Annotated in this window: 22 protein-coding genes; 3 read left to right on the top strand and 19 right to left on the bottom strand. The window is 53.8% G+C overall.

Features of this window, described 5'->3' with window-relative positions:
- Nucleotides 1–58 precede the first annotated feature (58 nt).
- Together KO503_RS12870 and KO503_RS12875 are read left to right on the top strand one after the other, a co-directional pair.
- The gene (locus KO503_RS12870) at nucleotides 59–1177 is read left to right on the top strand and encodes an efflux RND transporter periplasmic adaptor subunit (RefSeq protein ID WP_215991948.1); all 1119 of its coding nucleotides are present in this window, start codon (nucleotides 59–61) and stop codon (nucleotides 1175–1177) included.
- Nucleotides 1174–4839 carry an efflux RND transporter permease subunit gene (locus KO503_RS12875; RefSeq protein ID WP_215991949.1) on the top strand — a complete coding sequence of 1222 codons (3666 nt, stop codon included), beginning with the start codon at nucleotides 1174–1176 and terminating at the stop codon, nucleotides 4837–4839. Before KO503_RS12870 ends, KO503_RS12875 begins: the two co-directional genes overlap by 4 nt.
- 81 nt (nucleotides 4840–4920) lie before the next feature.
- Here KO503_RS12875 and dusA read toward each other — a convergent pair whose 3' ends face one another.
- Nucleotides 4921–5922, bottom strand: coding sequence for a tRNA dihydrouridine(20/20a) synthase DusA (gene dusA, locus KO503_RS12880; RefSeq protein WP_290122943.1), 1002 nt, complete (start codon nucleotides 5920–5922; stop codon nucleotides 4921–4923).
- A gap of 112 nt (nucleotides 5923–6034) precedes the next feature.
- Here dusA and KO503_RS12885 point away from each other — a divergent pair, with 112 nt between their 5' ends.
- Nucleotides 6035–7114, top strand: coding sequence for a tyrosine-type recombinase/integrase (locus KO503_RS12885; protein WP_215991950.1), 1080 nt, complete (start codon nucleotides 6035–6037; stop codon nucleotides 7112–7114).
- A gap of 939 nt (nucleotides 7115–8053) precedes the next feature.
- On the opposite strand, the gene KO503_RS12890 is transcribed toward KO503_RS12885, so the two are convergent.
- The 18 genes from KO503_RS12890 to KO503_RS12970 all read right to left on the bottom strand — a co-directional run bounded on the left by KO503_RS12890 (nucleotide 8054) and on the right by KO503_RS12970 (nucleotide 24862).
- Nucleotides 8054–8776, bottom strand: coding sequence for a hypothetical protein (locus KO503_RS12890; RefSeq protein WP_215991951.1), 723 nt, complete (start codon nucleotides 8774–8776; stop codon nucleotides 8054–8056).
- 140 nt (nucleotides 8777–8916) lie between these two features.
- On the bottom strand, nucleotides 8917–9171 hold the full coding sequence (lysC, locus tag KO503_RS18090) for an Rz1-like lysis system protein LysC (RefSeq protein ID WP_436836516.1): 255 nt from the start codon (nucleotides 9169–9171) through the stop codon (nucleotides 8917–8919).
- A complete protein-coding gene (locus KO503_RS12895) occupies nucleotides 9125–9430 on the bottom strand; it encodes a hypothetical protein (protein WP_215991952.1) in 306 nt (101 codons plus the stop codon). The genes lysC and KO503_RS12895 overlap by 47 nt, the downstream gene beginning before the upstream one ends.
- Nucleotides 9430–10116: a lysozyme gene (locus KO503_RS12900; protein ID WP_215991953.1), complete on the bottom strand. Its 687-nt coding sequence runs from the start codon at nucleotides 10114–10116 to the stop codon at nucleotides 9430–9432. The genes KO503_RS12895 and KO503_RS12900 overlap by 1 nt, the downstream gene beginning before the upstream one ends.
- A gap of 242 nt (nucleotides 10117–10358) precedes the next feature.
- Nucleotides 10359–12845, bottom strand: a complete 2487-nt coding sequence (locus KO503_RS12905; protein WP_215991954.1) for a hypothetical protein — start codon at nucleotides 12843–12845, stop codon at nucleotides 10359–10361.
- A 15-nt stretch (nucleotides 12846–12860) separates the two neighbouring features.
- Nucleotides 12861–15131, bottom strand: a complete 2271-nt coding sequence (locus tag KO503_RS12910) for a phage tail protein (protein WP_215991955.1) — start codon at nucleotides 15129–15131, stop codon at nucleotides 12861–12863.
- On the bottom strand, nucleotides 15119–15526 hold the full coding sequence (locus KO503_RS12915; protein ID WP_215991956.1) for a DUF6950 family protein: 408 nt from the start codon (nucleotides 15524–15526) through the stop codon (nucleotides 15119–15121). Before KO503_RS12915 ends, KO503_RS12910 begins: the two co-directional genes overlap by 13 nt.
- A 15-nt stretch (nucleotides 15527–15541) precedes the next feature.
- Nucleotides 15542–16123 carry a hypothetical protein gene (locus KO503_RS12920; RefSeq protein WP_215991957.1) on the bottom strand — a complete coding sequence of 194 codons (582 nt, stop codon included), beginning with the start codon at nucleotides 16121–16123 and terminating at the stop codon, nucleotides 15542–15544.
- A complete protein-coding gene (locus KO503_RS12925) occupies nucleotides 16114–16869 on the bottom strand; it encodes a hypothetical protein (RefSeq protein WP_215991958.1) in 756 nt (251 codons plus the stop codon). Before KO503_RS12925 ends, KO503_RS12920 begins: the two co-directional genes overlap by 10 nt.
- Entirely contained in the window at nucleotides 16866–18911 is a 2046-nt protein-coding gene (locus KO503_RS12930; protein ID WP_215991959.1) for a hypothetical protein, read from the bottom strand. The genes KO503_RS12925 and KO503_RS12930 overlap by 4 nt, the downstream gene beginning before the upstream one ends.
- 4 nt (nucleotides 18912–18915) lie before the next feature.
- Entirely contained in the window at nucleotides 18916–19212 is a 297-nt protein-coding gene (locus KO503_RS12935) for a hypothetical protein (RefSeq protein WP_215991960.1), read from the bottom strand.
- 26 nt (nucleotides 19213–19238) lie between these two features.
- On the bottom strand, nucleotides 19239–19640 hold the full coding sequence (locus KO503_RS12940; RefSeq protein ID WP_215991961.1) for a hypothetical protein: 402 nt from the start codon (nucleotides 19638–19640) through the stop codon (nucleotides 19239–19241).
- A gap of 9 nt (nucleotides 19641–19649) precedes the next feature.
- Nucleotides 19650–20072: a phage tail tube protein gene (locus KO503_RS12945; RefSeq protein ID WP_215991962.1), complete on the bottom strand. Its 423-nt coding sequence runs from the start codon at nucleotides 20070–20072 to the stop codon at nucleotides 19650–19652.
- Between the two features lie 52 nt (nucleotides 20073–20124).
- Nucleotides 20125–20547: a cytochrome P450 gene (locus tag KO503_RS12950; RefSeq protein WP_215991963.1), complete on the bottom strand. Its 423-nt coding sequence runs from the start codon at nucleotides 20545–20547 to the stop codon at nucleotides 20125–20127.
- On the bottom strand, nucleotides 20544–20876 hold the full coding sequence (locus tag KO503_RS12955) for a head-tail joining protein (protein WP_215991964.1): 333 nt from the start codon (nucleotides 20874–20876) through the stop codon (nucleotides 20544–20546). Before KO503_RS12955 ends, KO503_RS12950 begins: the two co-directional genes overlap by 4 nt.
- Entirely contained in the window at nucleotides 20876–21223 is a 348-nt protein-coding gene (locus tag KO503_RS12960; protein ID WP_215991965.1) for a DUF2190 family protein, read from the bottom strand. The genes KO503_RS12955 and KO503_RS12960 overlap by 1 nt, the downstream gene beginning before the upstream one ends.
- A gap of 92 nt (nucleotides 21224–21315) precedes the next feature.
- On the bottom strand, nucleotides 21316–23358 hold the full coding sequence (locus tag KO503_RS12965; RefSeq protein WP_215991966.1) for a head maturation protease, ClpP-related: 2043 nt from the start codon (nucleotides 23356–23358) through the stop codon (nucleotides 21316–21318).
- Complete coding sequence (locus KO503_RS12970; protein ID WP_215991967.1) at nucleotides 23348–24862, bottom strand: phage portal protein; 1515 nt, start codon at nucleotides 24860–24862, stop codon at nucleotides 23348–23350. The genes KO503_RS12965 and KO503_RS12970 overlap by 11 nt, the downstream gene beginning before the upstream one ends.
- Nucleotides 24863–24866 lie beyond the last annotated feature (4 nt).

Raw genomic sequence — 24866 nt, forward strand, 5'->3', positions numbered from 1 at the left:
CCTAATATCTAAATCCGGCTCGATGCCGCCTAAGACCAACGGACACAGAAATTACCCCATGCGTATTATGTCAATCCTCATCGCCCTGCTTGTTTGTGTGGCTCTGTATTTCTTTATTTTTGAACGCGACCGTCTTACCGCTGGAGCTGGCGCGCCTGTCGTCGTGGAAGCCGCCGAAACCGAAGTGGATGCCTTTGCACCGCCCGGCTTAAAGGAAGAAGCGCAGACAAAAGCCGTACATGTGGTCGCCACACATTCTGTTGCACGTGAGTTGGACAGCGCGGTTATTTTGCGCGGCGAAACACAGGCAGCGCGCCAAGTGACCGTCGCGGCGCAAACTGCCGGTCAAGTGATTTCAGAACCCCTGCGCAAAGGCGCTTATGTTAAACAGGGGCAGATGCTGTGCGAACTTGATCCTGGAACACGCGCTTCAACATTGGCTCAAGCCCGTGCTGGTCTGGCAGAAGCGCAAGTTGGTTTGAACAATGCGCAAACCCTTTCTGAGGGCGGTTATGCGTCTGAGACCAGAGTTCTCTCTGCCGAGGCCGCATTGGAAAATGCGCGTGCCTCAGTGGCGCAAGCGCAAAAAGACATCGAACGCCTTGAAATCACAGCGCCTTTTGCGGGCCTTCTGGAAACAGACACGGCAGAATTCGGCACATCACTGCAAGCTGGTGCTGAATGCGCGACAGTCATTCAACTTGATCCGATTAAATTGGTTGGCTTTGCCCCTGAAACCGAGGTCGACAAAATCGAAGTTGGCGCTTTGGCGGGCGCGCGGTTGATCTCTGGCACAGAAGTCACAGGTCGCGTGACATTCCTCTCGCGCTCTGCAGATCCTGAAACACGCACCTTCCGCGTTGAAGTCGAAGTGCCCAATACAGATTTTGCCATCCGCGATGGTCAAACCGTTGAAATCGGCATTTCCTCTGCTGGACGTTTGGCGCATCTGGTGGCGCAATCGTCTTTGACGCTCAACAATGATGGCGTCATCGGGTTACGCACTGTGGGCGCAGATAATGTTGTTGACTTCATGCCCATCGAAGTGATCCGCGACACCCAAGACGGTATCTGGGTCGCGGGCTTGCCCGAAAACGTGGACATCATCACAGTCGGTCAGGAATATGTCAGCAAAGGCGTTTTGGTTGATCCGCACTTTGAAGGAGCAGCCAAATGACGGGAATCGTTGATTGGGCCGGTGAACGCGCCCGAATGATTATGGCTTTCATTGCGCTGACCCTAGTTTTGGGGACAACCGCATATGTGAGCCTGCCCAAAGAGGGCGAACCGGATATCGAAATTCCAGCTTTGTTTGTATCTGTGCCCTTCCAAGGCATTTCTGCTGAAGACAGCGAACGTCTGTTGGTCAAGCCGATGGAAACCGAACTGTCCGATCTTGATGGGCTGGATGTGATGACAGGCACAGCCTCAGAAGGCTATGCAGGTGTCGCGTTGCAGTTTGAATTCGGCTGGGACAAGACCAAAATCATGGCCGATGTGCGCGATCGTATGAACCGTGCTGAGGGCAAATTTCCTGCGGGCGCAGATAATTATTCGATTAACGAGATCAACTTTTCCGAATTTCCTATTCTCATCGTCAATCTGACCGGCAACGTGCCAGAGCGCACGCTGGTGCAATACGCCAGCAAGCTGCAAGACCGTCTGGAAGGGCTTGAACCCATTTTGGAAGCGGCCCTGACAGGGGATCGCGCCGAAATGCTCGAAGTGATTATCGATCCCTTGCGCCTTGAATCCTACAATGTCACCGCCGCTGAGTTGATCCAAGTCGTCACACAGAACAACCAACTGGTGGCCGCTGGCGAAGTGTCCACAGCGACGGGGACGTTTGCGATCAAAATCCCTGCCTCTTTCAATGACCAAAGCGATGTCATGGGGCTGCCTGTCAAAGTAAACGGCGACCGCGTCATCACGCTTGGCGATCTGGCATCTATTCGCCTGACGTTTGAAGACCGCGAAGGCACGGCGCGCTTTAACGGCGTTGACAGTGTCGCGCTGCAAGTTGTCAAACGCAAAGGCTTTCCGATCATCGATACGGTCGAATTGATTAAAACCGAGGTCGATGCAGAAGTCGCCACATGGCCGCAAGCCTTGCAAGAAGCGATCAATGTCGGCACCTCAAATGATCAATCCACGCAAGTGGCATCGATGGTGAGCCAACTTGAAGGCTCGGTTTTGACCGCTGTGGCCTTGGTGATGATCGTCGTTTTGGCCTCTTTGGGCATTCGGTCTGCTTTGCTGGTTGGCTTTGCGATCCCCACATCTTTCTTGCTGTGTTTCATCCTGCTTGGCCTCATGGGCATCACCATTTCCAATATCGTTATGTTCGGTTTGATTTTGGCTGTGGGGATGCTGGTGGACGGCGCGATTGTTGTCGTGGAATATGCCGATCGTAAAATGGCCGAGGGCGAAGGCCCGATGGCGGCTTTTATTGAAGCCGCAAAACGCATGTTCTGGCCGATTGTATCCTCGACCGCGACCACGCTTTGCGCCTTTTTGCCGATGCTGTTTTGGCCCGGTGTTGCGGGCGAATTCATGGGCATGTTGCCGGTTACGATTATTTTCGTGCTTTCTGCATCCTTGATCGTGGCCTTGATCTATCTGCCTGTTATGGGCGGTGTTTCGGGCCGTATGTCACGCCTGTTTGATCGCAGCTCGGCCGTTCTCAAAGCGCATCTGCCATGGCTTGTGCGTGCCGCTTTGGTTGTCCCCTCGACCTACATGGTCTTCGTAGGCTTGCGACAATTGATGAACCCCGGCTACCTGTTTGGCGGCACAGCCCCTGATGGCCCCGTGGGTCTTATTGCTGGCGCTGGGGTGTTCCTTGTAGGCTCTGCATTGTCTGGTATTACTTTGGCCGCAGCAGGTCGCGAGAAAAAGGAACAGAAAATCCGCGCCGGATACAAGCGCTCTGCCTTTGGCTGGTTCACCTATGCCATCGCGGGCAATCCGGTGATGCCTGTCGTCACCATCGCTGCGGTTATTATAAGTGTTGTGAGCATTTTCGGCTATTACGGCGCCAACAACAAAGGAGTCGTGTTCTTCGCCGACACCGAGCCAGAGCAGGCGATCATTTATGTGCGCGCCCGTGGCAACTTGTCGTTGGACGAAAAAGACGCGCTTGTGCGCCAAGTTGAAGATGTGGTTTTGACCCAAGTCGGCGTCGACAATGCCTTTGCCTTTGCAGGCTCTGGCGGATTGAACGCCAACACAGGTGGCGGCGAAGGTCCGCGGGACACCATCGGTCAAATCCAAGTGGAACTGATTCCATGGGCCGAACGTCCCACAGTGACTGAAGATGGGTTCTTGTTCTTTGAAGACACTCATGTGGCCGAAGAATACAACGGCAACACTGTGCTGGATGAGCTGCAAGAACGCCTAGACCAAATCCCTGGCATCTACGCAGAAATCCTTGCCTTGTCGGGCGGTCCTGCTTCGGCCAAACCTGTCCATTTGCGCCTTGTCGGTGACGACTTTGAGGTGCTGGATGAGGCAGTGCAAACGGTACGCAACAAATTTGAGGTCACCCAAGCCCTGACCGAAATCGAAGACACCCGCCCCCTGCCCGGCATCGACTGGAAGATCAATGTCGATGTGGCCAAAGCGGGCCGTTACGGTGCGGATGTGGCCACTGTTGGCGGTATGGTGCAACTCGTGACACGTGGGATCACCCTCGACACGATGCGGGTGCCAAGCTCGGATGAAGAAATCGACATCCGCGTGCGCTTGCCTGAAAAAGACCGTGTGATGTCCACCCTCGACAATCTCAAAGTCCGCACTTCGGGCGGCCTTGTACCTCTGTCCAACTTCATCACCCGCGAACCTGTGCAAAAGCTGGCACAAATCGACCGCGTGGATCAAAAACGTTATTTCGATGTGAAAGCGGGCGTGGCCTCAGAAACGACCACAGATGACGGCATCGCCATCACCCCAGCAGAGCGCATCGCGCTTTTGACAACTTGGCTTGAAAACGACACGCCTTTACCCGACGGTGTCACGTGGGAATGGACGGGCGATGACGAAGAACAACGCGAAACCGGTGCCTTCCTTGGCAAAGCGTTTGCCGCCGCTTTGGCCTTGATGTTCATCATTTTGCTGGCCCAATTCAACTCGTTCTACAACTCGGTTCTGGTGCTATTGGCGGTGGTAATGTCTGTCGCTGGCGTTCTGGTGGGCCTTTTGGTGATGGATATGTCTTTCGGCATGATCATGACCGGCACGGGGGTTGTCGCGCTCGCGGGGATTGTGGTGAACAACAACATCGTGTTGATTGACACCTATCAAGAATACTCGCGGATCATGCCCCGCATTGACGCCATTGTACGCACAGCCGAAGATCGTATTCGCCCCGTGCTCTTGACCACCATCACCACTATGGCGGGCCTGACGCCGATGATGTTTGGTCTGTCTTTGGATTTCATCAATGGTGGCTATTCTTTGAACTCACCCACGGCGGCATTCTGGACCAACTTGGCCACGGCTGTGGTGTTTGGTCTTGGCATTGCGACAGTTTTGACTCTGGTTTTCACGCCCGCGATGCTTGCACTTCGCGTTTGGATCTGGGTGATCTTACGCTACGTTGTGACGGTGATCGCCGCAGCCCTTGGACGACAGGGACAAACCGCGCGTGATTTCACCTTGGCACGCGAAGCCAAACGGGCCACCAATCCTGAGTTTATCTGGGATGTTGCCCCCTATCAGGCTCAGCCATTTGCTGGATTGGCCGCAGATGATCAAGCGGAGGAGGCTTCACCAAGGCCGAAAGCAATAGATCAAAAACCACCTGCGAACAGTGGCAAACCCGCATCCGCCGCAGAATAAAATAAACGCCCCCAGTTTTGGGGGCGTTTTCATTTGGGCCAGATTGTATGCAGCGGATTGGGTCAGATCACAAAACTTGTTTTAAAGATCATCCATCGCGGCCAAAGCCTCGCGCACCAATTTAAAATCAGCCCCCTCTTTATAGCCCCCTTCTGACAAGATGCGTTTCCACCGGCGGGCTCCGGGTTGGCCCGCAAAGATCCCCAGCATGTGGCGTGTGATTTGCGCCAGTTTGCCGCCTGCTGCCACATGCCGCCCGATATAGTCTTCCATCGCCAACACGATTTCGCGGCGGCTTAAAGATGTGCGCGTATCATAGTACACCAAGGCATCTGCATTGCCCAAAATATCATAGGGTTGGTGATAAGCCGCACGCCCCACCATCACCCCATCCATCACGTCGAGCTGAGACAGCATCGTCGCCTCATCCGCGATGCCGCCATTGATCGACAGGTGCAGATCAGGAAACTCAGCTTTCATCCCGTGCACCAGATCATAATCAAGCGGCGGAATATCGCGATTTTCTTTCGGGGACAGACCTTGCAGCCAAGCTTTGCGCGCATGGATGGTTAAGCGTTTGACGCCCGCGTCCTGCATTTTGGCAAGAAAAGCAGGCAGAACATCATGCGCCTCTTGCTCATCCACACCGATGCGGCATTTCACAGTGACCTCAACACTTGAGGCCTTGATCATCGCTTGCACGCAATCAGCAACAAGATCAGGCGACTTCATCAACACGGCCCCAAAGGCCCCCGATTGCACACGATCAGAGGGGCAGCCGACATTGAGATTTACCTCGTCATAGCCCTCGTCCACGCACATCTTCGTCGCCAAAGCCAGTTCAGCCGGATCAGACCCGCCAAGCTGCACCGCAACAGGATGTTCAGCCTCGTTGTAATCCAACAAATGCGCGGCACCGCCTTGGACCAGCGCGGGGGCTGTGACCATTTCAGTGTACAACAACGCGTGATGCGACATCAGACGGTGAAAATACCGACAATGCCGATCCGTCCACGCCATCATGGGTGCAACGGATAGCCTTGATGCCATGTAAGCATCTGAATTTAAATAACTATTACTCAAAGTGGTCTCCGCATTGCATCGCACATTATTGCTTATTTTCGCTTGTTTTTGCCCGTTTTTTACTGTTTGAACAATACAAGTTGTTCAAATATCCTAAAAATGTTGTTCAGATATGCCCCAGATTGTAGAACGCGAACGTAAAGATGGTTCTATCGCCTATGTTGCACAAATCAACATCAGACGAAATGGCAAATGGGCGCACCGCGAATCTCGAACTTTTGACAAGCATTCTTCAGCCGCAGCTTGGTTCAAGAAACGAATGAAGGAAATATCCGCAGCGGGCGCAGACCTGTCTAGCGTGAAAAGCAAAGGCAGAACCCTAAGCACTGCCATCGACCGCTACATCACTGAAAGCGTCAAGGAAATTGGCCGCACCAAAGCCCAGGTGCTGAGGTCAATTCGCGAGTATGACATCGCATCTATGAGCTGTAATGAAATCCAAAGCCATGACATCGTTCAGTTTGCCAAAGAACTTAGCGCGACACGATCACCAGCCACCGTTGGAAACTATATGTCCCACCTTGGGGCAATCTTTGCCGTTGCTAGGCCAGCATGGGGCATTCCACTGAACCAGCAAGCGATGAAAGATGCGTTCGTGGTTTGCAATCGCCTTGGAATAACCGGAAAAGCGAAGAAGCGTGACCGCCGCCCTACCCTAGACGAACTTGATGCATTGTTGACCATGTTCGAAGACAAGCACCACCGACGCCCAAACTCACTGCCAATGCATCGCGTGGTGGGGTTTGCGCTATTTTCGACGCGACGGCAGGAAGAAATCACAAGGGTGGCGTGGAAGGGGTTGGACCAGACGCACAGCAGAGTGTTCATCAAAGATATGAAACACCCAGGTGACAAGATAGGCAATGATGTATGGTGCGATCTGCCTTCCCCAGCCATGAGTATCGCGCTTGCGATGCCAAAAAAGAACCCGATGGTATTCCCTTTTCAGAGCGATACCATCAGCGCAGCATTCACACGAGCATGTAAAGTTTTGGAAATTCAAGACCTGCGCTTCCACGACTTACGCCATGAAGGTGTCACGCGATTATTCGAAATTGGAGAAACGATTCCTCAGGTTGCAGCCGTGTCAGGTCATCGCTCCTGGTCTTCACTGCAGCGATATACCCACATCAAACAAACAGGTGACAAATATGAAGGCTGGAAGTGGCTGGCCAAATTGTCCGATAGATAACCGAAGTAGCCATTTCCTTCACCCCATCAAAGCAAAGGGTGCGTCCTTAGTATAATCCCCGGCTAAATACGACTAAGCGATTTAGCTAAGTGATTACGTAGCGGATTGCCAAATGCTGCGCTGCATTCAATGTCGGGTTAGAGCCCAGAGTCACACATGCTGCGTGACGCATGAATGTCCGCTTTTGCAAGACAGCCAAAAACCTTCAATAACTCCCTTAGTTTTGAACGGGGTTTGTGGAGGCAGCAGGCAAAGCCTTCTCGGGACGTGCCAAAAAGGAGCGTTTTAGGAACGATTTTAGAACTGTGGCCGTTCAAATACCGTACTTCCGAAAATTATCATTTGTCTGACTAAATTTAACAGCCCAGCACATTCATTCCCAAGAATGAACGTATTAATGCTGCATTTGACTGCCAGAGACTACCAACGAAAGTAAACATCAAAACAGAGAGAATTTCATGAAAAAAACAATTTTGGGCATTTCTTTGGCAATGCTAGCAACAACGTCTGCTTTTGCAGGATCTGCATGCACACAAGTCGGCATTAATACAATTTGTAGTGACAGTAATTCAGGCACTACCAGCACTTGCACCCGAGTTGGCAGTACTGTCATCTGCAACTAAAGAAATGACCTACAAACGCCGCCCCTGTTGGGCGGCGTTTGTAGGTAAATATTCAAAAACGACCATTTTTGAACGATTTGCCAAACCAGACATTGAAGCAGTGCGGCGCGCGGCAGCTTTGTCCCGCAGAGCCACCTCTCGCCCATTTATTTGGCATTGATTTTGTTTGCAAACGCAGAGAAAGTCGGCAATGAGCCCAGACCAACTGATGCTTTGCGCAACACAAATGTCAGTTTTGTCAAATTTACGAGCATCCAAGGATTTCTTTTTGAGTGCCAGTGACAAACTTGAGAGACCTCCTTCGCGTTGCAATAAATTACATACCGTTTCGGCGAACAATGTCTTGACGATGCGTCAGACTGGTATCCGCCCTGAATAGTTTTTCTGAAAACCGACCACCATTGGTGAACTTCCAAATTTGCAGAGCAATAGACACTTTGCCATTGATCTGCATGGTCGTAGTCTTGCCGACATCATATGGCCACTCGACCCTCTGAACATGCAATGTTTGACCTGAGGACAGTTGCTTGAGAAGTCTTACTGCGGTGTTAGACCCCACGCACCCGGTCTCATCGGTGCGGATTAACTGGTAACCCTCGACGCGGACTGCAGCTGCTCTCCCAGGGAAGTCATGCCTCATCACACATGCAGCGGTGGCCCGACCGTTTGGTGCTAATAAAATTTGAAGATTTGAGAATCCGATATTCATGAAGCACAAGTTGCGCCCGCTTATCCGGTCTCGTCGGCAATTTACGAAGACACTTTCGACCGAATTGTCCGGATCAACAAATACGCTCCGATCCGAGCCGTACTTGTACCCATAGCGCGCGTTCTGCAATGTACCAACTCGGTGCGTTGAAGGTCGAACAATGCCTGACGTATCTATCCAGATTTGCTCTCCATGGCTAAAGCCATCGTCTCTGGCAGCATCTGTGACGACTGTATTGCGATCAATACGCGCCAGCACTTCGTCGGCATCAGCCGATTCCGGCTCGACCAGTGCGAGCACAAATGTAAGCATTAGCAACAACTTGTACATAAACGACATACCCCTCATACAGTTTGCTTTAGCCATCTATGATGATTGCAGCCAGATAATGTCGAGAATGTGAAGTTATGTAGACATTTGGAACCAGAGGGCAAATGTCCGCAAAGGCCGTTCACATCGAAAAGCCCCGCCTATTCTGCGCGATTTTGATCTCTCAATGTTTCTGATATGGCGGCGATTTTGGCATTGGCGCATCGGGCCGTGCCCAAGTGTTCGATTGCCAGGAGTGCCAGTTCGTTAGCCGTCGCAACCTTGCGGCTTGATATTGAACAGGGCTGCAAAAGCTCTTGATCGATCACAGGCCGGACCTCAACCAGAACCTCGCGCGGCTTAAACGCGTCACAGCCCGTTAATGAGATCAGCGAGATCAGGATGCAAAGGCGCATCTGGTATCCCTTCAATGGCTTGGCTGTTTTCAAGCAAATTGGCGTCACGCGCAGCTTGATCCGTTCGAAACTGCGCAGCTACGGCCTGCGCATGCGCCGCCGCATAGATTTGGCGTTGCGAGATCTGCCAGTTGCGATCGAGGCGCTGATTTTCGACCCGCAGCCCCGAAAGATCGGATTGCAGCGTGCTAGCCCATGCGAACAAGCATGCGCAGGCCACGATCAAAGCACAGCCCACCCATAGACCCCAAGACTTCATCACAGCGCTCCGATGCACAAATCGAATTCAGCCGCGCGCCGGTTCGTTAGACCGCGCACAACGCGGCCGCCTGCCCTGTTCCAGCGTGGCAGCTGCGCGCAGGCCCCGACGAGATCGCCGGCATTGAGCTTGCGCACCAGCGTGGATCCGCAGGCGGCAGTCACGCCCACATTGTAAGTCCATGAGATCAGCGCCACCGCCGTATCGCGCGGGATTGCCTTTTCCACATCGTCCGCGATACACGCTGAGAGCCCCGCCGCATGCGTCCGCAGTTCTCGCGCTAAAAGCTGATCGCATTCCGCGTTCGTGGCCGTATCGCCCATCCGCACACCAAGCGTCACACCGTCACAGATCGTCGCGACACCAACAACATCGCGGTATGCGTTTAAACTGCGCCCCTCAAACTGAGACACCACCGGCACCGCCGCCGCAAGCGATGCAGCAGCCATGATCCCAAACACACCACGCCGCCCGACAAAGCCGTCATCCGCCCGGTGATAAGCCTGCCAGTTTTTGCGCGCGAAGGTCACGATCTGCACAAGCAGCCAGAGTGCAGATAAGATCGGCACCAACAATACAGCCACATTGCTTGCCCCCTCTAACGTTGGCCACCAAGCTGGTAACGTCACCCCAACGGCTGAAATCCCTGTCGTTGTCTTTGTCATCATTGCCTCAAGTTTTGTCATGGTTTTGCCCTCTGCTCCTGTTTCAAGAACCTGCGCATTTGGTCGATGTGATTGAATTTCTGCCCGTTTGGTCTTTTGCGACAGCGCGCGCCGGCGCAAAAAGAATCTCGTTCAACATGCGTTGTCCTCATAAAAAAGCCCGCCGTTTCACCGGCGGGTGTGGTTGATGATTTGAGAAACTGGTTTCTAAGAAATGTGAGGTTTTGTACCTGCTAGTGACACTAGTCATCCGGAGGGTCGCGTCACCCCAAAACCCTGTTTTTGTGTAGCGTTCTGTCACGGACATGCAGCGCAAACTGAGCAGCCAGCGCGCCATATGCGAATTTGTAGAACGCAGCGTTCGGGTGGTTGTGTTGGATTAGTCCGGTTCCGTCCCCGTCTATGGTGGCGTCAGCGCGAAACATCGAATTTGGTAAAGTCGCTTCTGTGAAGTTACCGGAGGCCCACGCGAGGTCGTAGTATCGGTATTGCATCGCTTGCAAGTCCCAGAGCATTGCCCCTGCATCAGTACATGCCTGACCGATACGGAAGTTTTGTTCGTCGTAAGTGCGCCAGCCGTAATGCTTCACGCCACTGCCTGTGCGATCCATTTTCACCAGACGCTCACTGTTGGCGGGCCAAATGACACGTTCTTCGTCAACGGTAGTATTTTGGATTCTGACAGAATAGGTGCTGGTGACTGGGATTGTCTCGCTTACCGTCACAACACCAGTCGTCCAATCGATTGCGGCGATTGTGTAAACACCGGCATTGTCACCCGAAAGAACACTCAGCTTGTCGCCAACAGCCAATGTGTACCCATACGTGTTGATGGCAAGCAGTGTAATAGTGCCAGCGACAGCATCGAATGCATGGTCATCGGTGACAGCATAGGTTGTGTTGCTGGTCGGCCAAGATGAGCGGTAGCTATCAGGGAATTGCTGAGGGTCTCCACCGCCAGACAAGAAGTCTGTGTGCGGGTGGAAAGTATTTGTAATGATCGGCATAGCATTGCGGTCAACACCGCGAATGGCCGCAATCAGTTCGATATAGTCATCGTACACACTTTCCATCGTGGCAGCGCCAGAACTACTGGCAATACCACCGCTGTTCATATTGTTGAACCCGACGATTAGGTCGTAGTCGCCAGCATCCGTGCCTGTTAGTTGGGCCATAAACTGATCAACGGTTTCTCCGCCAACAGCGTTCACCTCAGCAGAGAACTCGACGTTACGCATGTAACCAAACGTCTCGTTCAGACAGTCTCGCAAAATCCGAGAAGGTGCTGACGCCCCGCCATCATCCGCACCAGCGCCAGTGTCGATAGATGATCCCAAGCCAAGAATTTTTAGCTCTAAAGGTGCGTCTTGGGTTCGAACGCCTTCGGACCAAGTGAAGAAGTTGTTCGGGTTCCGTTCACTTGTAGACCAATCAGTATCACCCGACGATGGGCCGTTGATCTTCTCAGATAGTGCCAAGGCTTCCGCTTCAAAAGACCCAGATGATCCAGAAGCACCTTCCAGGACGGTAACACGGGTATCCAATGCATCCACACTATCCGAGACTGTTTTCAGATCACCTAGGGTTATACCAGACGCCAACAAGACCCAAGGATTGCCGCCACTTGCATCATACCGCACTAAATGCAATCGGCCTTGTTCAATGTCACCTGCCGCCAAAAGCCCACCATCCGCATGACGAATTGTAGAAGCACCAATCCCATTTACATTGAGCGTCGGGCTTGTAATCGTGTTGGTCGCCACAGCCCTAAAGATCAGGATGGACCCGTTGACACGAGCAAAGTCTGTCGTCACCTCAATGGCATTCGCCGTGCCCCCAACCACGCTCGGGATCAACGACGAATTATTTGCCTTTGAGATATATTGATCTGCAATATTCAAAAGCTTGAACGCGTTTGAGGGCGCACCGGACCAGACGAGATCATAGGTCCAACCTGACTTGATCGCGCCTACACCCGGATTGCCGCCAGTTTGCAATTTCAGGTTATACGTTCCGCCGCCGTTCACTTGGATCGTCACGCCAGCCGTTGTATTTGTGGCTGTCGCGGTGAAGCGCAAGCTCAATCCAGCTACCAAGTTTGGAACGTCTGTATTCGTCAGGGTGATAGCGTTTTCTGTGCCGCCCACTGCGCAATGGAAAGACATGGCTGAAAGTATAGTTTTATCGACTTTCAGTGATAGCGGACTTTCGCCTGTGTCGGACCAATCGGTGCCGTCATATTTCCAAACATAAGTAGTGTCTCGGACCAGCGCAGTATTACCATCAACCATACCAGTCAAAGCAATAAGATCCGCGTAATTGTTTGGAGCAAAATCCCAGAGCCCCATCGCAATGAGGGCGTCAAGAGAGGCGGTCGCACTTAACGCTGACTGTGCAGCTGATGTCGCGCTCTCTTGGGTTGCAACACGGTCTTCAGTGACCAACTCAACCAATGCCAAAAGCTTCGACAGATCCGCACTGGTGCCAAACAGCTCAGCTGCGCCATCTTCGACTTTGTAATAATCAAACAGGCCGTCTTCATCCAACGACGGCACAGAAAAGACACCGCCGTTTGGCGTTACCTCAAACCCGTCCTCAACAGAGCCAAAGGCGTTGCCTGCAGAGGCCAATTCGAGCGCTTGCGAGAACAGCGCCTTAAATCCCGCATTCACGCCATCTTCCAAATCTTTAAGGCGTGCGATTTTTGGCCCGCCACCGGACACGGTGACGGAGAGTTGTGGTGCTGGCATATCTGCCTCCAATGATTAAGGATCTGTGGTTGCTGTGACGCTTGCGCTCAGTGGTGATGCGCTGGCGTAATCACCGCGTGAGCGGGCAAAATAAAAGCGCGTGGTTGCGGCTGCTAAATCGATTTCTGTGATGCTGACGAGCGTATTGGGCGACGTGTAAATTGCCGAGCCAAGCAAACTCGCAGCCGCGCCATTGTCCGTATCGGCGCCATAAAACTCGATCGCTTTAAAGTCAGCGTCATTGGGCGTGGTGAATGTGACCGTGATTTCACCAGCACCGCCAATCGCCGCGCCATCAATTGGCAGATCAAGATCAAGCGCCACCACAGGTGTGATGCCACTGATGTCGACCCAATCAGAATGCGCGCCAGATGCCAAAGCGCGCACGCGCAAATCATAGAGCTGGCCCGAAACCCCCGTCAGATATCCAAAGACATTATCCGAGCCATCACGCACTTCGCCATCGATGTAGCCACCCGTGGTGTAATCGCCGCCATCTTGACGATATTCCCATTCATAGCTGGACACGCCCGAGGACAATGACGGAGCGACCGCGAACAAAATGCGCGGGATAATCGTGCCGCCAACGTCCTGATTGACCGCCTCGCCTGTCGTGATGCTGATCTCTCCGGGTGGCAAAATGCCCGTGCGCGTGTCATCGTAGAATTCATCAAAGATGTCTTCTTCATCCGTAGCCGGGTTCCAGGCATAGATATCTGCTGAATGTTTCGTCAAAGACGCGGGCAGCCGCATCGCGACTTCGCCGCTTTCCCCAATCGGATCGAGCCCCGGATGAATTGAGCCGATTTCATAGACGCCATCCAGCGCATCATAAGGGCTCGGCAAAGCAATCTCAGCCGTGGCCCCGCCGATTAAATCAAAGGCCTCAGGCGGCAGCGTGCCCCCGATGATCTTTTCTTGCCGGCGCAACCGCAACCCGATGATTTTGCGCACGCGCATGGCTTGGGTAGCCGAGGCACAAAAAGGCAGATCCAATGTTTTGACCGCCGCCAAGCCACCATCCGCCTCAACTGCGCCAGGAATGTCCCAAGGTTGCAAATCCGCTGTCTGGTACCCGCGCGACGATGACAGATAGGACACGCGCAATTGGTTCACCAGCTGATCGCCCGGCACCATATCTGGAAACTGGAAGCCATCGCCCAAAAGGTAGTCCAGCCGCACCGTTGGCGCGCGGTAGACCCCTGAGGCATATCCCAATTTGCCTCCCACACGAATGAAGTCCGCAGCCGCAGAGACCATCATGGGAATGAGCAAATCTTCGATCTCCCCCTCTGAGAACCGAATTGTGCCCGCGCAAGTATACCGCGCCTCTTGGCCTCCGGACTTGAGCGATATGATCTCATCACATTCAGAGGCCGCATCAATAAACGAGCTGTGCAACTGATCAGACCGATATTGCCGGATCGGATTTTGCGTCAAAGCATCGCGCACGCACAGCGCATGCGTGTCAGACCATGCCCAAGTCGCTTCATCCTCTTCAGACTGAGACAGATCGCGTGGATCATAAACCTTTGACCACTTGCCCTCGACCTCAACCAAAGGCGGTGCTGAGGGCCAACGTTCGGCGCGGCTCCCACTGCTCCCCGCTTTTAGGCGCAGAAAAATGACCGTCAGACCACGCCACCCATCCGTGGTTTTCCAAAGATGCTCTGCAGCCTCAACAATGCCGTCTGGAAATTCAGGGAAACCATCAAACGGCCCACCAGGTAGAGAGTTCGCTTCCTCCTCACTGGCAGCCGCATCTTCTGAACTCACAAACGGAGCCTCATCAGTAAAAGCTGCAGGCGGCGCAACTTGATCGCCGCGCCCCACCCATGCCGTCACATGGTTTTCAAAAGGGGACTCTGTCGCGGTGGCCCCAGAGCCGTCGAAATCAAAGGCATCGCCGGTAAGTTTCACATGGCGCTTATCGAGGTAGAGATCAAAATCAGAGAGCTCCGACACGCGCGAGTTTAAGATCCAAACCCCGTAAATGAAGTTGCCTTTGATTGGCGTGCCAGCAGGCGTGCCTGTTGCGCGGCACTCGCCATAAACAAACCTATACGCAGGGCTTGTGGTCGCTTGCGCCAATTCCCGCCCCACATCTTGAGCCGATGGCGCACGCCCCATCAGCGCACTCGCCGCAAGGTTCAAAAGGTAAGATCCTGCGATTTTCAGAACAGCGCTAGAGACTGCCAACGCGCCCCCGTAGCCGATCCCCAAAGCCAATGCCCCACTCACGATCGATGCGCCAATGGCATTTACCGCCGCGACTATGAAGGGCATCGCCAAGCCCCCAAAACTTTAGAGCGCACAATGATCATGCCTGTCTCCGTCTTTGCGGCGTACTCGCCAGATTGAATGCAAATTGAAAGCGCTGCCCCAAGCGGGCCAGAGCATTGGATCAAAACCAGATCACCCGCTTGAGGCGTCTCAGTTTCCTCGATGTCAAAAATAGACCGGCACCATGCCAGATATCCGCCGGCACGCTTTAAGATCAGACAGGCCTCAACCGAAGATGTGTATGCCTGGTCAAAATGCGCCAACGGATCCACGCCGTGCAATGCCTCAAAGACCACACAGGCAGCGGTGCAATCGCGCCCTGCACGCCACTCGAACAGCTCGGACAAATGCAATCGCGCAACCGCGAACACGCGCGCTGGCGTAATCACCCTCGCCATATTACTCAGGCCTCATTACTCAGGCCACTGCTGTGCGTTAAACACGCGATTGATCGCATTTTGCACGTGACGCCCCGCAGTATCATTCGGATATTTGGACACTTGATCCTCATAGCCATGCGTGATCGAGGCCGAGGCCCGCGCACTCGGCCCGATGCCAAGCCCCAGAACCATATCATGCGACAGATTTTCATCGGCGCGCGCCAAAGATCCCGTCCGGCTGTCAAAATAACCCGCGAAGAAGTCCACGGGATCATCTTGCAAGACATTCCCTCCAGGCGTTGTGGTCGTGGCGAACCACACTTTGACCATTCGGTTGCGAATGACCTTGCCACGCTCTGCCAAGATATCTTCGATCGAGGCAGCGACCTTGATCGACGCCTCAGATGTGGCCAAGCCGCCCGCTTCTTCTGGCGCTTGAAACTGCACCAGCCAAGACGATCCCAGCCAAACCGCGCCATCCCAAACCAAATCGCCCGTGCCCGTGTGCAAGCGCACCATGCCATCCGGCCAATCCGCCTCGATGAGCAACACCGGGCAAAAATGCCCCGCCATCGTGGCCAGCATCTCAGGAGATGCGCCCCGCCTCAGCTCCATGGATCAACCACCGCGAACCCATCGGAATATTCATCCTCGAACACTTCGCGAAACTCCCATACATATTCAAAATCAGAGCTCAGACCTTGCACGGATCGTGGCACATCAATGGTTTCAAACGTGATCACCTCAGCCTCGCCGATGCTGACAACACCAGACGCGGTAAACGCCTCTGCGCGATCCGTGCGCACCAGCGCCATGCCATCCGCATCAGAGCGCACAACAGACAAGCAATAGGCACTTTGAGGATCCGCATCGCCAACGCCGACCTTGATCACATCAGACGGCCGCGCAACCAAAGTGTTTGGCGGCAAGCCTGTGACCTCGAGCCCATGCCACATCCCGTCTGCCATCGGCACACCTTGCAAAGGATAGCTGCCATAGAACCAATCCAGTTCGTCAGCATCCACGCTCCAAAGCAGATCATCATTGCCAGCCGACCATTCCAAAACCGTATTGCGCAGATCAAGATTGCCCTTTGCGCGAAACCACAACGTTGGCAAACACGTGACCCGCACCAATCGAGGCCCACCACCCCAAAGGCGATTGAGCATCCGCACATATCCCGCGCCAGCCTTGTCTGGACCAATGCCGCGCACACTGGCTTTGGCAACGCGGCGCGATCGCAAAGCAGACGATGTGCGCGCCCGTCCACCAATCAAACCGACAGAGCGCGATTGCGGGTGCAGTTCAGCCAGTTCCCACTTGGTAATCCCAAACGGAGGCCATGCAATCACATCCGTCATGCCGGCTGCCCAAACGATTTGGTGCTGCGCATTTTTGAGGACACCACGGACACGGCTTGATCGACCGACTGTCCCGCCAAAACTTGAACCCGCGCCATGATCTGCCCGCCATCCGTTAAGGTTAGATCGCCGCCGGTCACGCGTATTTCTTGCGTGCCGCTGTTAGAGGCCACGGATTGCCCCTTGGTGAAATCAATAACGCCCTCATTGGGGTGCATCATCGCCAGGAAACCGCCTTTGCCATCCAGCCCGCCCATGCGCGATCCAGATGGCGTTAGCCCGCCGCCATCAAACGAAAGAAGGCCTCCCAAGAACTTTCCCAGTCCACCTGAGCCACTTTGAGAATTGCCCAGAGCGGATTGGCCAACACTCCACAATGAGTTGAATGCCTCATCAAACTTCGCGCTGGCCATTTTTTGCAGCAACCCGCCGATTGCATCCCCAACAGATTTAGCCCCAAAGACCGCTTCCGAGAATGCGCCCCGCCAAGCATCACGCGTGGCGTCAATCTTATCCGTCAGTTTTTCAACCTTGGATATCGCATCTGTCGCACCAGTCCCTGAGCTGCCAATAATGGCGGTATCTATCGTTTCGCCCAAATCTAAAGCGGCATCTGTCGCATCTCGCAAAGAGGTTTCGCCCTCATCGCCCACGTCAGCCACAGCATCCTTCAAACGTTGAACAGAGGCCAAGGGCAAGCTTGCCAAATTGCGCAAAGCATCTGCGGTATCATAATGAGATTGCGCCACATCTTTGGCGCTTTTTGCAACATCACTCATGGATGCGGCCCAGGTCTTTGTTCCCTCAACATCAACCGTAATATCGGAACCAACGAGATCAGAAATCTTATTAATAGCTGGACCAATAAAGCCAATAAAGTCAGACCATTTTTCAGCAAGATATGCGATACCACTGACCCAAATACCTTTGATGCCACCAACGGTACCTCGAAAGTCTTCTTTGAATGCATGGGCTTGCAACTGCATGTTGACCCAAACCTCACTGGCCACGTCTTTCAAAACAGCCATCGCACCGCCAAAGCTGCCCGTTACGCGAATAAGATCTGCAAAGATGCCAATCATGCGGTACGCACCAGTGGCAACACGGACAATTGGCGCGATCATTTTATCAATACTGGCCGACAGGTCTGCAACCCATCCATCCGCATCTTTGGCACGCTTAAACGCCTCAAAAACCGCGTCAACAATGACCCCAAAGTCTTTGAAAATACTAATATAATGCCCAACTCTGGTACCGATGAAGTCTATGACCGTAGACAGTGCGCCACCAGATTTCAGCCCTTCAGTGAAGCCCGAGGCCATATCGCGCAGTGCTGGCGCGAAAGCCACGGCAATACGGTTTCCCAGTGCTTCGGTGCCAAGTTTCATGCGGCTCATTGCATCATTGGCAACTTCGACTTTTGCAGCATCAACTTCCGAAAGCGACAGCCCTAAATCCACAACCTCTTTGCGCGCTGCACGAATGGCATCGCCACCTCCGGACATCAGCAAAGCCATGTCTTTGCTGCGCACGCCCATATCCATCAAAAACTGAGACGTCTGCGCAGAAGTGAACCCCAGTGTTTTCATGCGATCGGCTATCGTCGCCACACGCTCATCGACATCCAATTTGGACAAGGTTTCCGCACTGAGCCCCACGCGCTCCAAAGCATCCGCAGATGCCCCTCCTTTCAAAGCGGCCTCCGCAAGTCGCGCGCTCATCATCTGTGCAGATTTATTCACTTCAGATGTCGACACCCCTGCATCACTTGCCGCCATTTGCAATGACCGCAGCCCGTCAATTGTACCATCGACTGAGCGCGCCATTTTCGCCTGCCCATCCACAAAAGCCAAAGAGTTGCGCGTCATAACACCCACACTGGCAGCGGCTGTCGCAGTAATGGCCGCAGCTGCCAAAGCCATGTTTCGCCCAACAGCTACCGCGAATTTCTTCGTCCGGCTTTGTGATTTATCCATACCTCGATTGAATTTTGTCGCATCCAATCCAAGCTGCGCTTTGAGCCGGCCAACTACACTCGACATTGCATCACTCTCCTTTCTTGAATTTCTTGAGGTATTCGGCCTTGGTCATCGTGGGGTGTTTGGAGGTGGCTGAGCGCAACGCGCCCTCCAAAGCTTCAGGTGGCAACTGAATCGGTGCGTCGCCTCGCAAATCCGTGATGTATTTGCGCACTTCATCCGCATCATAGTTATGCGCCACCCAAATGGCCTCGGTTGCGCGGGCTTGCTTTATGTCCTCACGCTTTTTGGCAGCCATCATGCGCTGCACAAACAAACGCGGTGTGAGCCGCCAAAAACTGTCCGCGTCAAACCCTGCGATCATGTATTCTGAGTGCAGCGCAAGAATATCTATTCCTGCGCTGCTTCGCCTTCCCCCAGCGCATCTCCCGTGCTCCCATCTTGATCTGCGCCTTCAGACTTTGAAGTGTCCTCAGAATCTGGGAAAGCCGCGCCGACTGCGTTCATCAATGCGTTAGGGGCCACAGAAATGATGCGCCCCGCATCTCGCAATGTGGCGTCTGGATGACTTTGCACCAGGCATGCCCAGATGAATTTACGCATGAGAGGCATCAATGTTGCCATACTCGGTGCATCTTTCGCGCCCCGTTGCTCAAGTTTCTCCAGAAACTCTGTCGCGTCTTGGCCCGTCTCCTCTTGGAAATCGATCATCGCGTTGAAGTCACACAACAGCGTCCAATTGGTCCCATCGACAGTGACGTTGATGGCGCCGGTTTTAAGTGTCTTAGTCATAGCCACCCCCTAAGCGACGATTTTGGCTTGAACGGTAAAGGTCGACTTGGCCATCATAATCCCCTTTGGAGAAACGCCCGTTGGCACATAGCCATTCAGGTAGGCCACGTACTCCACAGGATCCGCGCCGATGGCTGTGATCTCGAGAATGAAGGTTTCGCCACTGGCTTCCACCGCCGACAAGGCGACATCCATGTCGCTTTTGGGAACGTAGTGATGCGACAAGGCCCAAACCGCGACCTTTTTCATATCCTTAATCGCCTCTTCCGTATCATTGGGAGAGGTCAGGCAAGTGGCATCGAGGTTGTCACGCGTTTGATCTGGAAACTCGAATTCGCCAATGCCGACAATCGATGTCACCACGGGTGTTTCGCCGACTTTGATTTTGACGGTTGAGCCGTAGCCCCGCACCGCACCGCTGCTTGCTGACATGTTACCAGCCTCCTTAAGTGTTCAAGATTGAAAGAGTGAGATCCGCCACACGCTACTGCGCGACCGGATCCTCAAGTGATGTGATGACCGTGAACTGAAGGGACAACGTGCCAATACGGCTGCCCCCTTGCCCATCAACGGATGTGGTCGTGTTTTGCAAATCACAGTCCACTGAAGCCGTTCCAAGTGCCGTGATAATTGCCACTTCAACGGCATCACTCAGCACATCCAATTCGTCCTCAATGTCATCTCCCCCGAGGGTTTTGAGAACAACAACGAGATTTGTGCTGCGCATTGAACTGGAATGGCTTTCGCGTTCTTTTGCTTCAGTCGGTGTGGCCACGCCAAAGATAGGCAGCGTGTCCGCATCGATGTTTTGTGACCACGCCGACATTGATTTGAACTCAGCCAAGGCCGACAGATCAACCAAAGCCGCACGCGCCGCCGCACGGTATTCAGAGCGATAATGGGTCATTCTCGAAAAGCCTCAAGCTCGCAGACAATCATCGCATCACTTGCAGGCGAGCCGTTCGGCAAGCGGTTGATTACGAAATAAACATCGCTTGGATTGGCCACGCTAGAAACACGATCCCCACGCGCTATGTTTGGCAAAACAGTCTTAGGCACCTGAAGTGTCGGGTTCATGATCAAGATCGGATGACCATCGCCTCCCGCCACCTCAATTGGCCCTTCGCGCAAAGAGGCCTGCACTGTTGAAGGCTCCCCCTCAACAGGCTGGTAAAGCACCGGCGCACCAAAGGCCGCGTTCATAACGCCAGCCATGCCATCAAAAACCGATGTCATCAGGTCGACGTGAGAGCCGCAGGCGACGCCCCGTTCAGCCGCACGCTGCCAGTCGTATCCGCGCTCAACTGATCACTCAACGCGACACCGACGAAAAGATTGCCAGTGCCTGAGGTGGTCGTGCACGCCGTGCCATTCCAATAGAGCGCATCCCCAACGGCCCATGCTGATCCCGTCGCCTTGGCAAGTGTGAACACGCCCGTCACCGTGATTTCCAAGTCATCGCCGATCGCAGCATCATGCGCAGCAACACCGAACAAAACACCGACGCGCACGCCTGCACCACTTGTGATCGCAGCTGCTGCAACGATGGAAACCGTGTTGCCCGGTTGAAGGAAGTTTTTCATAGTCTTTTCCGTTCTTTATTCGAGAGAGTTAAAACGACAAAAGGGCGCCCGAAGGACCGCCCTTTTGTCAAATCGACATATGGTTTTTGATCTTATGCGCCGGGGTTTTTATAGCCGCCGCGATAATCAACAGCTCCCATACCAAAGTCATGCTCCAAAGACATCGCCATGCCTTGTTGGCCAAACGCTTCCTCGGTGCGCACGCGCGGAGCCTCGGCCCCTTCAAGATACCCGTGCACCCAGCAAGACCCACCGGGGCGATCCGCGCCAGCCAAAAGATGCCATGCGTTGCCTGTGATCTGTGCAGACACAATTGGCGTCAAACGGCCTGTGAAGGGATTAACATTCCCCGCCTCTTGTGGCTGAATGGTCGCCACCAGCTGCTCGGCTTCGGTTTCTTTGTCTGGACCGACAAGAATAATGGAAGGCGATAGGTTCAGTTTCTTTTTGTCGATCGACATTTGCTTACGCATCGCCGCACGGCCTGCCCCAACGCTGGCCACAGTGATGGCAGCAGCTGTGCCGATGTTGTCGTGATCGGCATGGAAAACGGTTTTCCCATCTGACAACTTGGCAGACAGCGCAAAAGCATAGAATGTTTCTTCCTCAAAATCTGCAACGGACTGACCGTAATCAGACAGCAATTCATCAATCGCCCCCAGCTCATCGTTGATCATCATTTGGCGGCTGATGCGCAACGCGACACCATAGCTGTTCAAGACAGCGGTTTCGCGAGACTCGCCAAAGCTACCGTATTTGATTTCACCGTTCTCTCCGATCGGCCGTAACTTCGGAAAGTCGCCGGCACGCACCTGAGGATGTTCGCGGAAATCCGAAAAGTTGCGTTTGCGCGAGATCTGCTTAAATGTCGGCTCTGACAGCTGGTACCGTTCAAGCAAAACTTTGTTCAAAGCATTCTCAAAGATGCCAGGGAAGTCAGATGTGGAATGGCTGGCATCCGCAAACACTTGCAGCTTTTGACCAGAGTTGCGCATCGGGCCACGATGATCGATGCACTGCGCCGCCATTTCAACCAAAGACATATCCATAAAGGGACGTGCAATGCTGGCAACAGTCCCTGCACCGGTGATTTGCGCCGTAATCGCTTGCATCATACCGGTACGGCGAGTTGTGCGTTCATCGCGGATAATACGAGCGGTTGGACCGCCATTGCGTCGTGAGGTCACGGGGCTCTCCTTACTGCGGTTTGATGTGATTTCGGCCACGGCTTGTGCCAGCGTCAGGCCGCGATTGATGTAATCACGCGCTTCGGCATCGGGACGATTGGTTGCGGCACAAATATCGAGAATTTGGACAGCAACAGGTGTGCTGTCATCACTCTGATTTTCGCCATTCGCATCCGCATCATCGCCCGCGGATGCTTCAACGTCATCATTTAGCGCCACAGCGTCATCTTCAGGTGTCTCTGTTTGATCATCCGTTTGATCGTTGTCGTTAGGCATAGTGCTCTCCTTGAGGTTTGGCGCGGGGAAACCGGCCATCATGGCCATGACGGCCTCTCTGCTTTGCTGTGCGGGAAATGCCCCGCCAGCAACGCGCAGTACTTGTGGGGCATTGGCATAAACGCGGTAATCAAACCGCGCGACAGCCGCCGCTTGTGTTTCGAGATCAGTGTGGGTGACAAAGCCAGCCTCTAAGGCTGCATCGCCATCAAAGAAGGTTTCCGCACGCATATAATCGCGCGCCTCTTCGACAGAAATATTGGCGCGCGCGGCGTATACTTTTGCATAGGCGGTGCTGATAACACTCAGGCCTTTCGCGGCATTCAAGTGATCTTGCTCTGTGCCACGTCCCTCAACCCAAGGGCTGGCAGGATCATGGATCATCAAAATCGCCCCCGTTGGCATGACGATTGTATCTCCAGCCATTGCAATCAAACTGGCAGCACTGGCGGCCACGCCATCAACCACGATTTCCACCGTATCAGGGTAATCACTCAGCATTTGATAGATTGCCTGCCCCTCACTTGCGACACCGCCGCCAGAGTTGAGACGGACGGTTAAAGGCCCACCACGCCCTTCAAGCGCATCACGCACAGATTGCGCTGTGAAAAAATCTTCATCACCAAAAAAGCTATTGCCGACGGTGCCGTACAGGTAGATCTCATTCGTCATTTTTGCTGTCCTTCGTTTCTGCTTCATCCTCAGGTGTATTGGGTTGAACAACACCGGCGCTGGAAACCGCAGCCGCATCGCTATCAAACATCAGGCCAGCAGCCGCAGCGTTCTTGGCATCTTCGGATTGCTCTTCTAGCAACCGCTCTGGATCATGGCCGAGCTTGCGCACCACGCCTTGTCGGCTTTCAAATCCGGCACGCACCGCAGCATTGAGCGCTGGTATTTCACGAGCAGGATCGACCAACATCCGATGCGGAGGCACCCAATTGAACGAACAGGCCATGATTTGATGCATGTGTTCAGCATCACACAGCGCCCATTCTTCTTTGATCCAAGTGCCAATGGGGTTCATCATTTGCGGGATCAACATCAGCCATTGCCAGCTCGACACGTTTCGATCCATTTTCATCCGCCCCATCCGGCCAGACGAAAAGTTCACATTCAGCAAATCCCCAACAAATTCCTCATATGTGATACCCAAACCTGCTGCGATCGACAAAAGCCCCTGCCGCATCACTTGGTCATAGCCACCGACATCCGGCGGATTGGCAAAGGTGATTTCTTCATCGCTGGCGATTTCTTGAATAAGACCAGGACCAAGTGTCCCTCCAAGACCCTCAAGTTGAGTTTCGCCCTCTCCGCGCGCTGTGCTGCGCCTGTGAAACGCTGAAAAACACGCGGCCACCTTTTGGCGCATTTGCTGTGCATCTTGGTATTCGCCGAGATCTTGCAAGGCGAGTGTGATCGGCGCAAACCACGTCACACCCCGTTGCTGTCCAGGGCGATCTTGGCGAAAAATGTGCAATACGTCTGCTGCCGGCACACGTCGAGATTTGCTGTTCCACCCCACGCCTCGGAACCATTCAGCCCCTGGGTGCTCATCATACAAATGATACGCGGTCCGCTGGCCTGTTTTGTCGTATTCGATGCCGTTGCGGATATAGCCGCCATCAGCAAAAGCCCGATCCTGAAGGTCATCAAGATAGTCAGGTTCTATGACGCGCAGTCGCAGATTGAACGTCTTTTTCCCGCGCGGTGCATTCTTAAACTCGCGCAAAATCAACACCTCGCCAGCATCAACAATGCAGTTCATCGCCAAGCGTTGAAGCCCGTAAAGGTTTTGACGCCCAAGCGCATCAATGCAGGTCGTATCGATAAAGTCCTCGATGAGCTTAAGGCCGCGCTTGCGCAGATCCTCACTGCCCACCATCCCTTCGGAGCACGTTATCTTTGGGATAATCCCATCACCAACCGTGTTGTTGACGATGACTTGCTGGCCACTGAGGGCAAAAGGATTATTGCGCACCATATCGCGCGACACGAATGACATGCGTTCGCGCTTGGATCCTGCAGCATCTGCATCGGTGCCCCGTGAGCGCCATGATGCCCCACGCCTGCCCACCGTTGCGGCGTCATAATGCATGATCGACAGTCTTGCTCGCGCACGATCTGCACCGATGCGCGGCGCAACCGCAGCGATTGCCCGATCTAGAAAGTTCATCCGT

This window comes from Pacificibacter marinus, assembly GCF_018860505.1.
In the GTDB taxonomy this organism is placed as follows: Bacteria; Pseudomonadota; Alphaproteobacteria; order Rhodobacterales; family Rhodobacteraceae; genus Celeribacter; species Celeribacter marinus_B.

What these genes read in the sequence shown, in the direction of transcription:
- KO503_RS12920 (WP_215991957.1), bottom strand. Translation starts at nt 16,123, where the DNA reads ATGGAGCTGAGGCGGGGCGCATCTCCTGAGATGCTGGCCACGATGGCG.
- KO503_RS12955 (WP_215991964.1), bottom strand. Translation starts at nt 20,876, where the DNA reads ATGACATCGGTTTTTGATGGCATGGCTGGCGTTATGAACGCGGCCTTT.
- KO503_RS12900 (WP_215991953.1), bottom strand. Translation starts at nt 10,116, where the DNA reads ATGACAAAACTTGAGGCAATGATGACAAAGACAACGACAGGGATTTCA.
- lysC (WP_436836516.1), bottom strand. Translation starts at nt 9,171, where the DNA reads ATGCGCCTTTGCATCCTGATCTCGCTGATCTCATTAACGGGCTGTGAC.
- KO503_RS12870 (WP_215991948.1), top strand. Translation starts at nt 59, where the DNA reads ATGCGTATTATGTCAATCCTCATCGCCCTGCTTGTTTGTGTGGCTCTG.
- KO503_RS12910 (WP_215991955.1), bottom strand. Translation starts at nt 15,131, where the DNA reads ATGCCCTTCATAGTCGCGGCGGTAAATGCCATTGGCGCATCGATCGTG.
- KO503_RS12895 (WP_215991952.1), bottom strand. Translation starts at nt 9,430, where the DNA reads ATGAAGTCTTGGGGTCTATGGGTGGGCTGTGCTTTGATCGTGGCCTGC.
- KO503_RS12875 (WP_215991949.1), top strand. Translation starts at nt 1,174, where the DNA reads ATGACGGGAATCGTTGATTGGGCCGGTGAACGCGCCCGAATGATTATG.
- KO503_RS12935 (WP_215991960.1), bottom strand. Translation starts at nt 19,212, where the DNA reads ATGATCGCAGGGTTTGACGCGGACAGTTTTTGGCGGCTCACACCGCGT.
- KO503_RS12885 (WP_215991950.1), top strand. Translation starts at nt 6,035, where the DNA reads ATGCCCCAGATTGTAGAACGCGAACGTAAAGATGGTTCTATCGCCTAT.
- KO503_RS12905 (WP_215991954.1), bottom strand. Translation starts at nt 12,845, where the DNA reads ATGCCAGCACCACAACTCTCCGTCACCGTGTCCGGTGGCGGGCCAAAA.
- KO503_RS12890 (WP_215991951.1), bottom strand. Translation starts at nt 8,776, where the DNA reads ATGTACAAGTTGTTGCTAATGCTTACATTTGTGCTCGCACTGGTCGAG.
- KO503_RS12940 (WP_215991961.1), bottom strand. Translation starts at nt 19,640, where the DNA reads ATGACTAAGACACTTAAAACCGGCGCCATCAACGTCACTGTCGATGGG.
- KO503_RS12965 (WP_215991966.1), bottom strand. Translation starts at nt 23,358, where the DNA reads ATGACGAATGAGATCTACCTGTACGGCACCGTCGGCAATAGCTTTTTT.
- KO503_RS12950 (WP_215991963.1), bottom strand. Translation starts at nt 20,547, where the DNA reads ATGACCCATTATCGCTCTGAATACCGTGCGGCGGCGCGTGCGGCTTTG.
- KO503_RS12915 (WP_215991956.1), bottom strand. Translation starts at nt 15,526, where the DNA reads ATGGCGAGGGTGATTACGCCAGCGCGCGTGTTCGCGGTTGCGCGATTG.
- KO503_RS12945 (WP_215991962.1), bottom strand. Translation starts at nt 20,072, where the DNA reads ATGTCAGCAAGCAGCGGTGCGGTGCGGGGCTACGGCTCAACCGTCAAA.
- KO503_RS12925 (WP_215991958.1), bottom strand. Translation starts at nt 16,869, where the DNA reads ATGACGGATGTGATTGCATGGCCTCCGTTTGGGATTACCAAGTGGGAA.
- KO503_RS12930 (WP_215991959.1), bottom strand. Translation starts at nt 18,911, where the DNA reads ATGTCGAGTGTAGTTGGCCGGCTCAAAGCGCAGCTTGGATTGGATGCG.
- KO503_RS12970 (WP_215991967.1), bottom strand. Translation starts at nt 24,862, where the DNA reads ATGAACTTTCTAGATCGGGCAATCGCTGCGGTTGCGCCGCGCATCGGT.
- KO503_RS12960 (WP_215991965.1), bottom strand. Translation starts at nt 21,223, where the DNA reads ATGAAAAACTTCCTTCAACCGGGCAACACGGTTTCCATCGTTGCAGCA.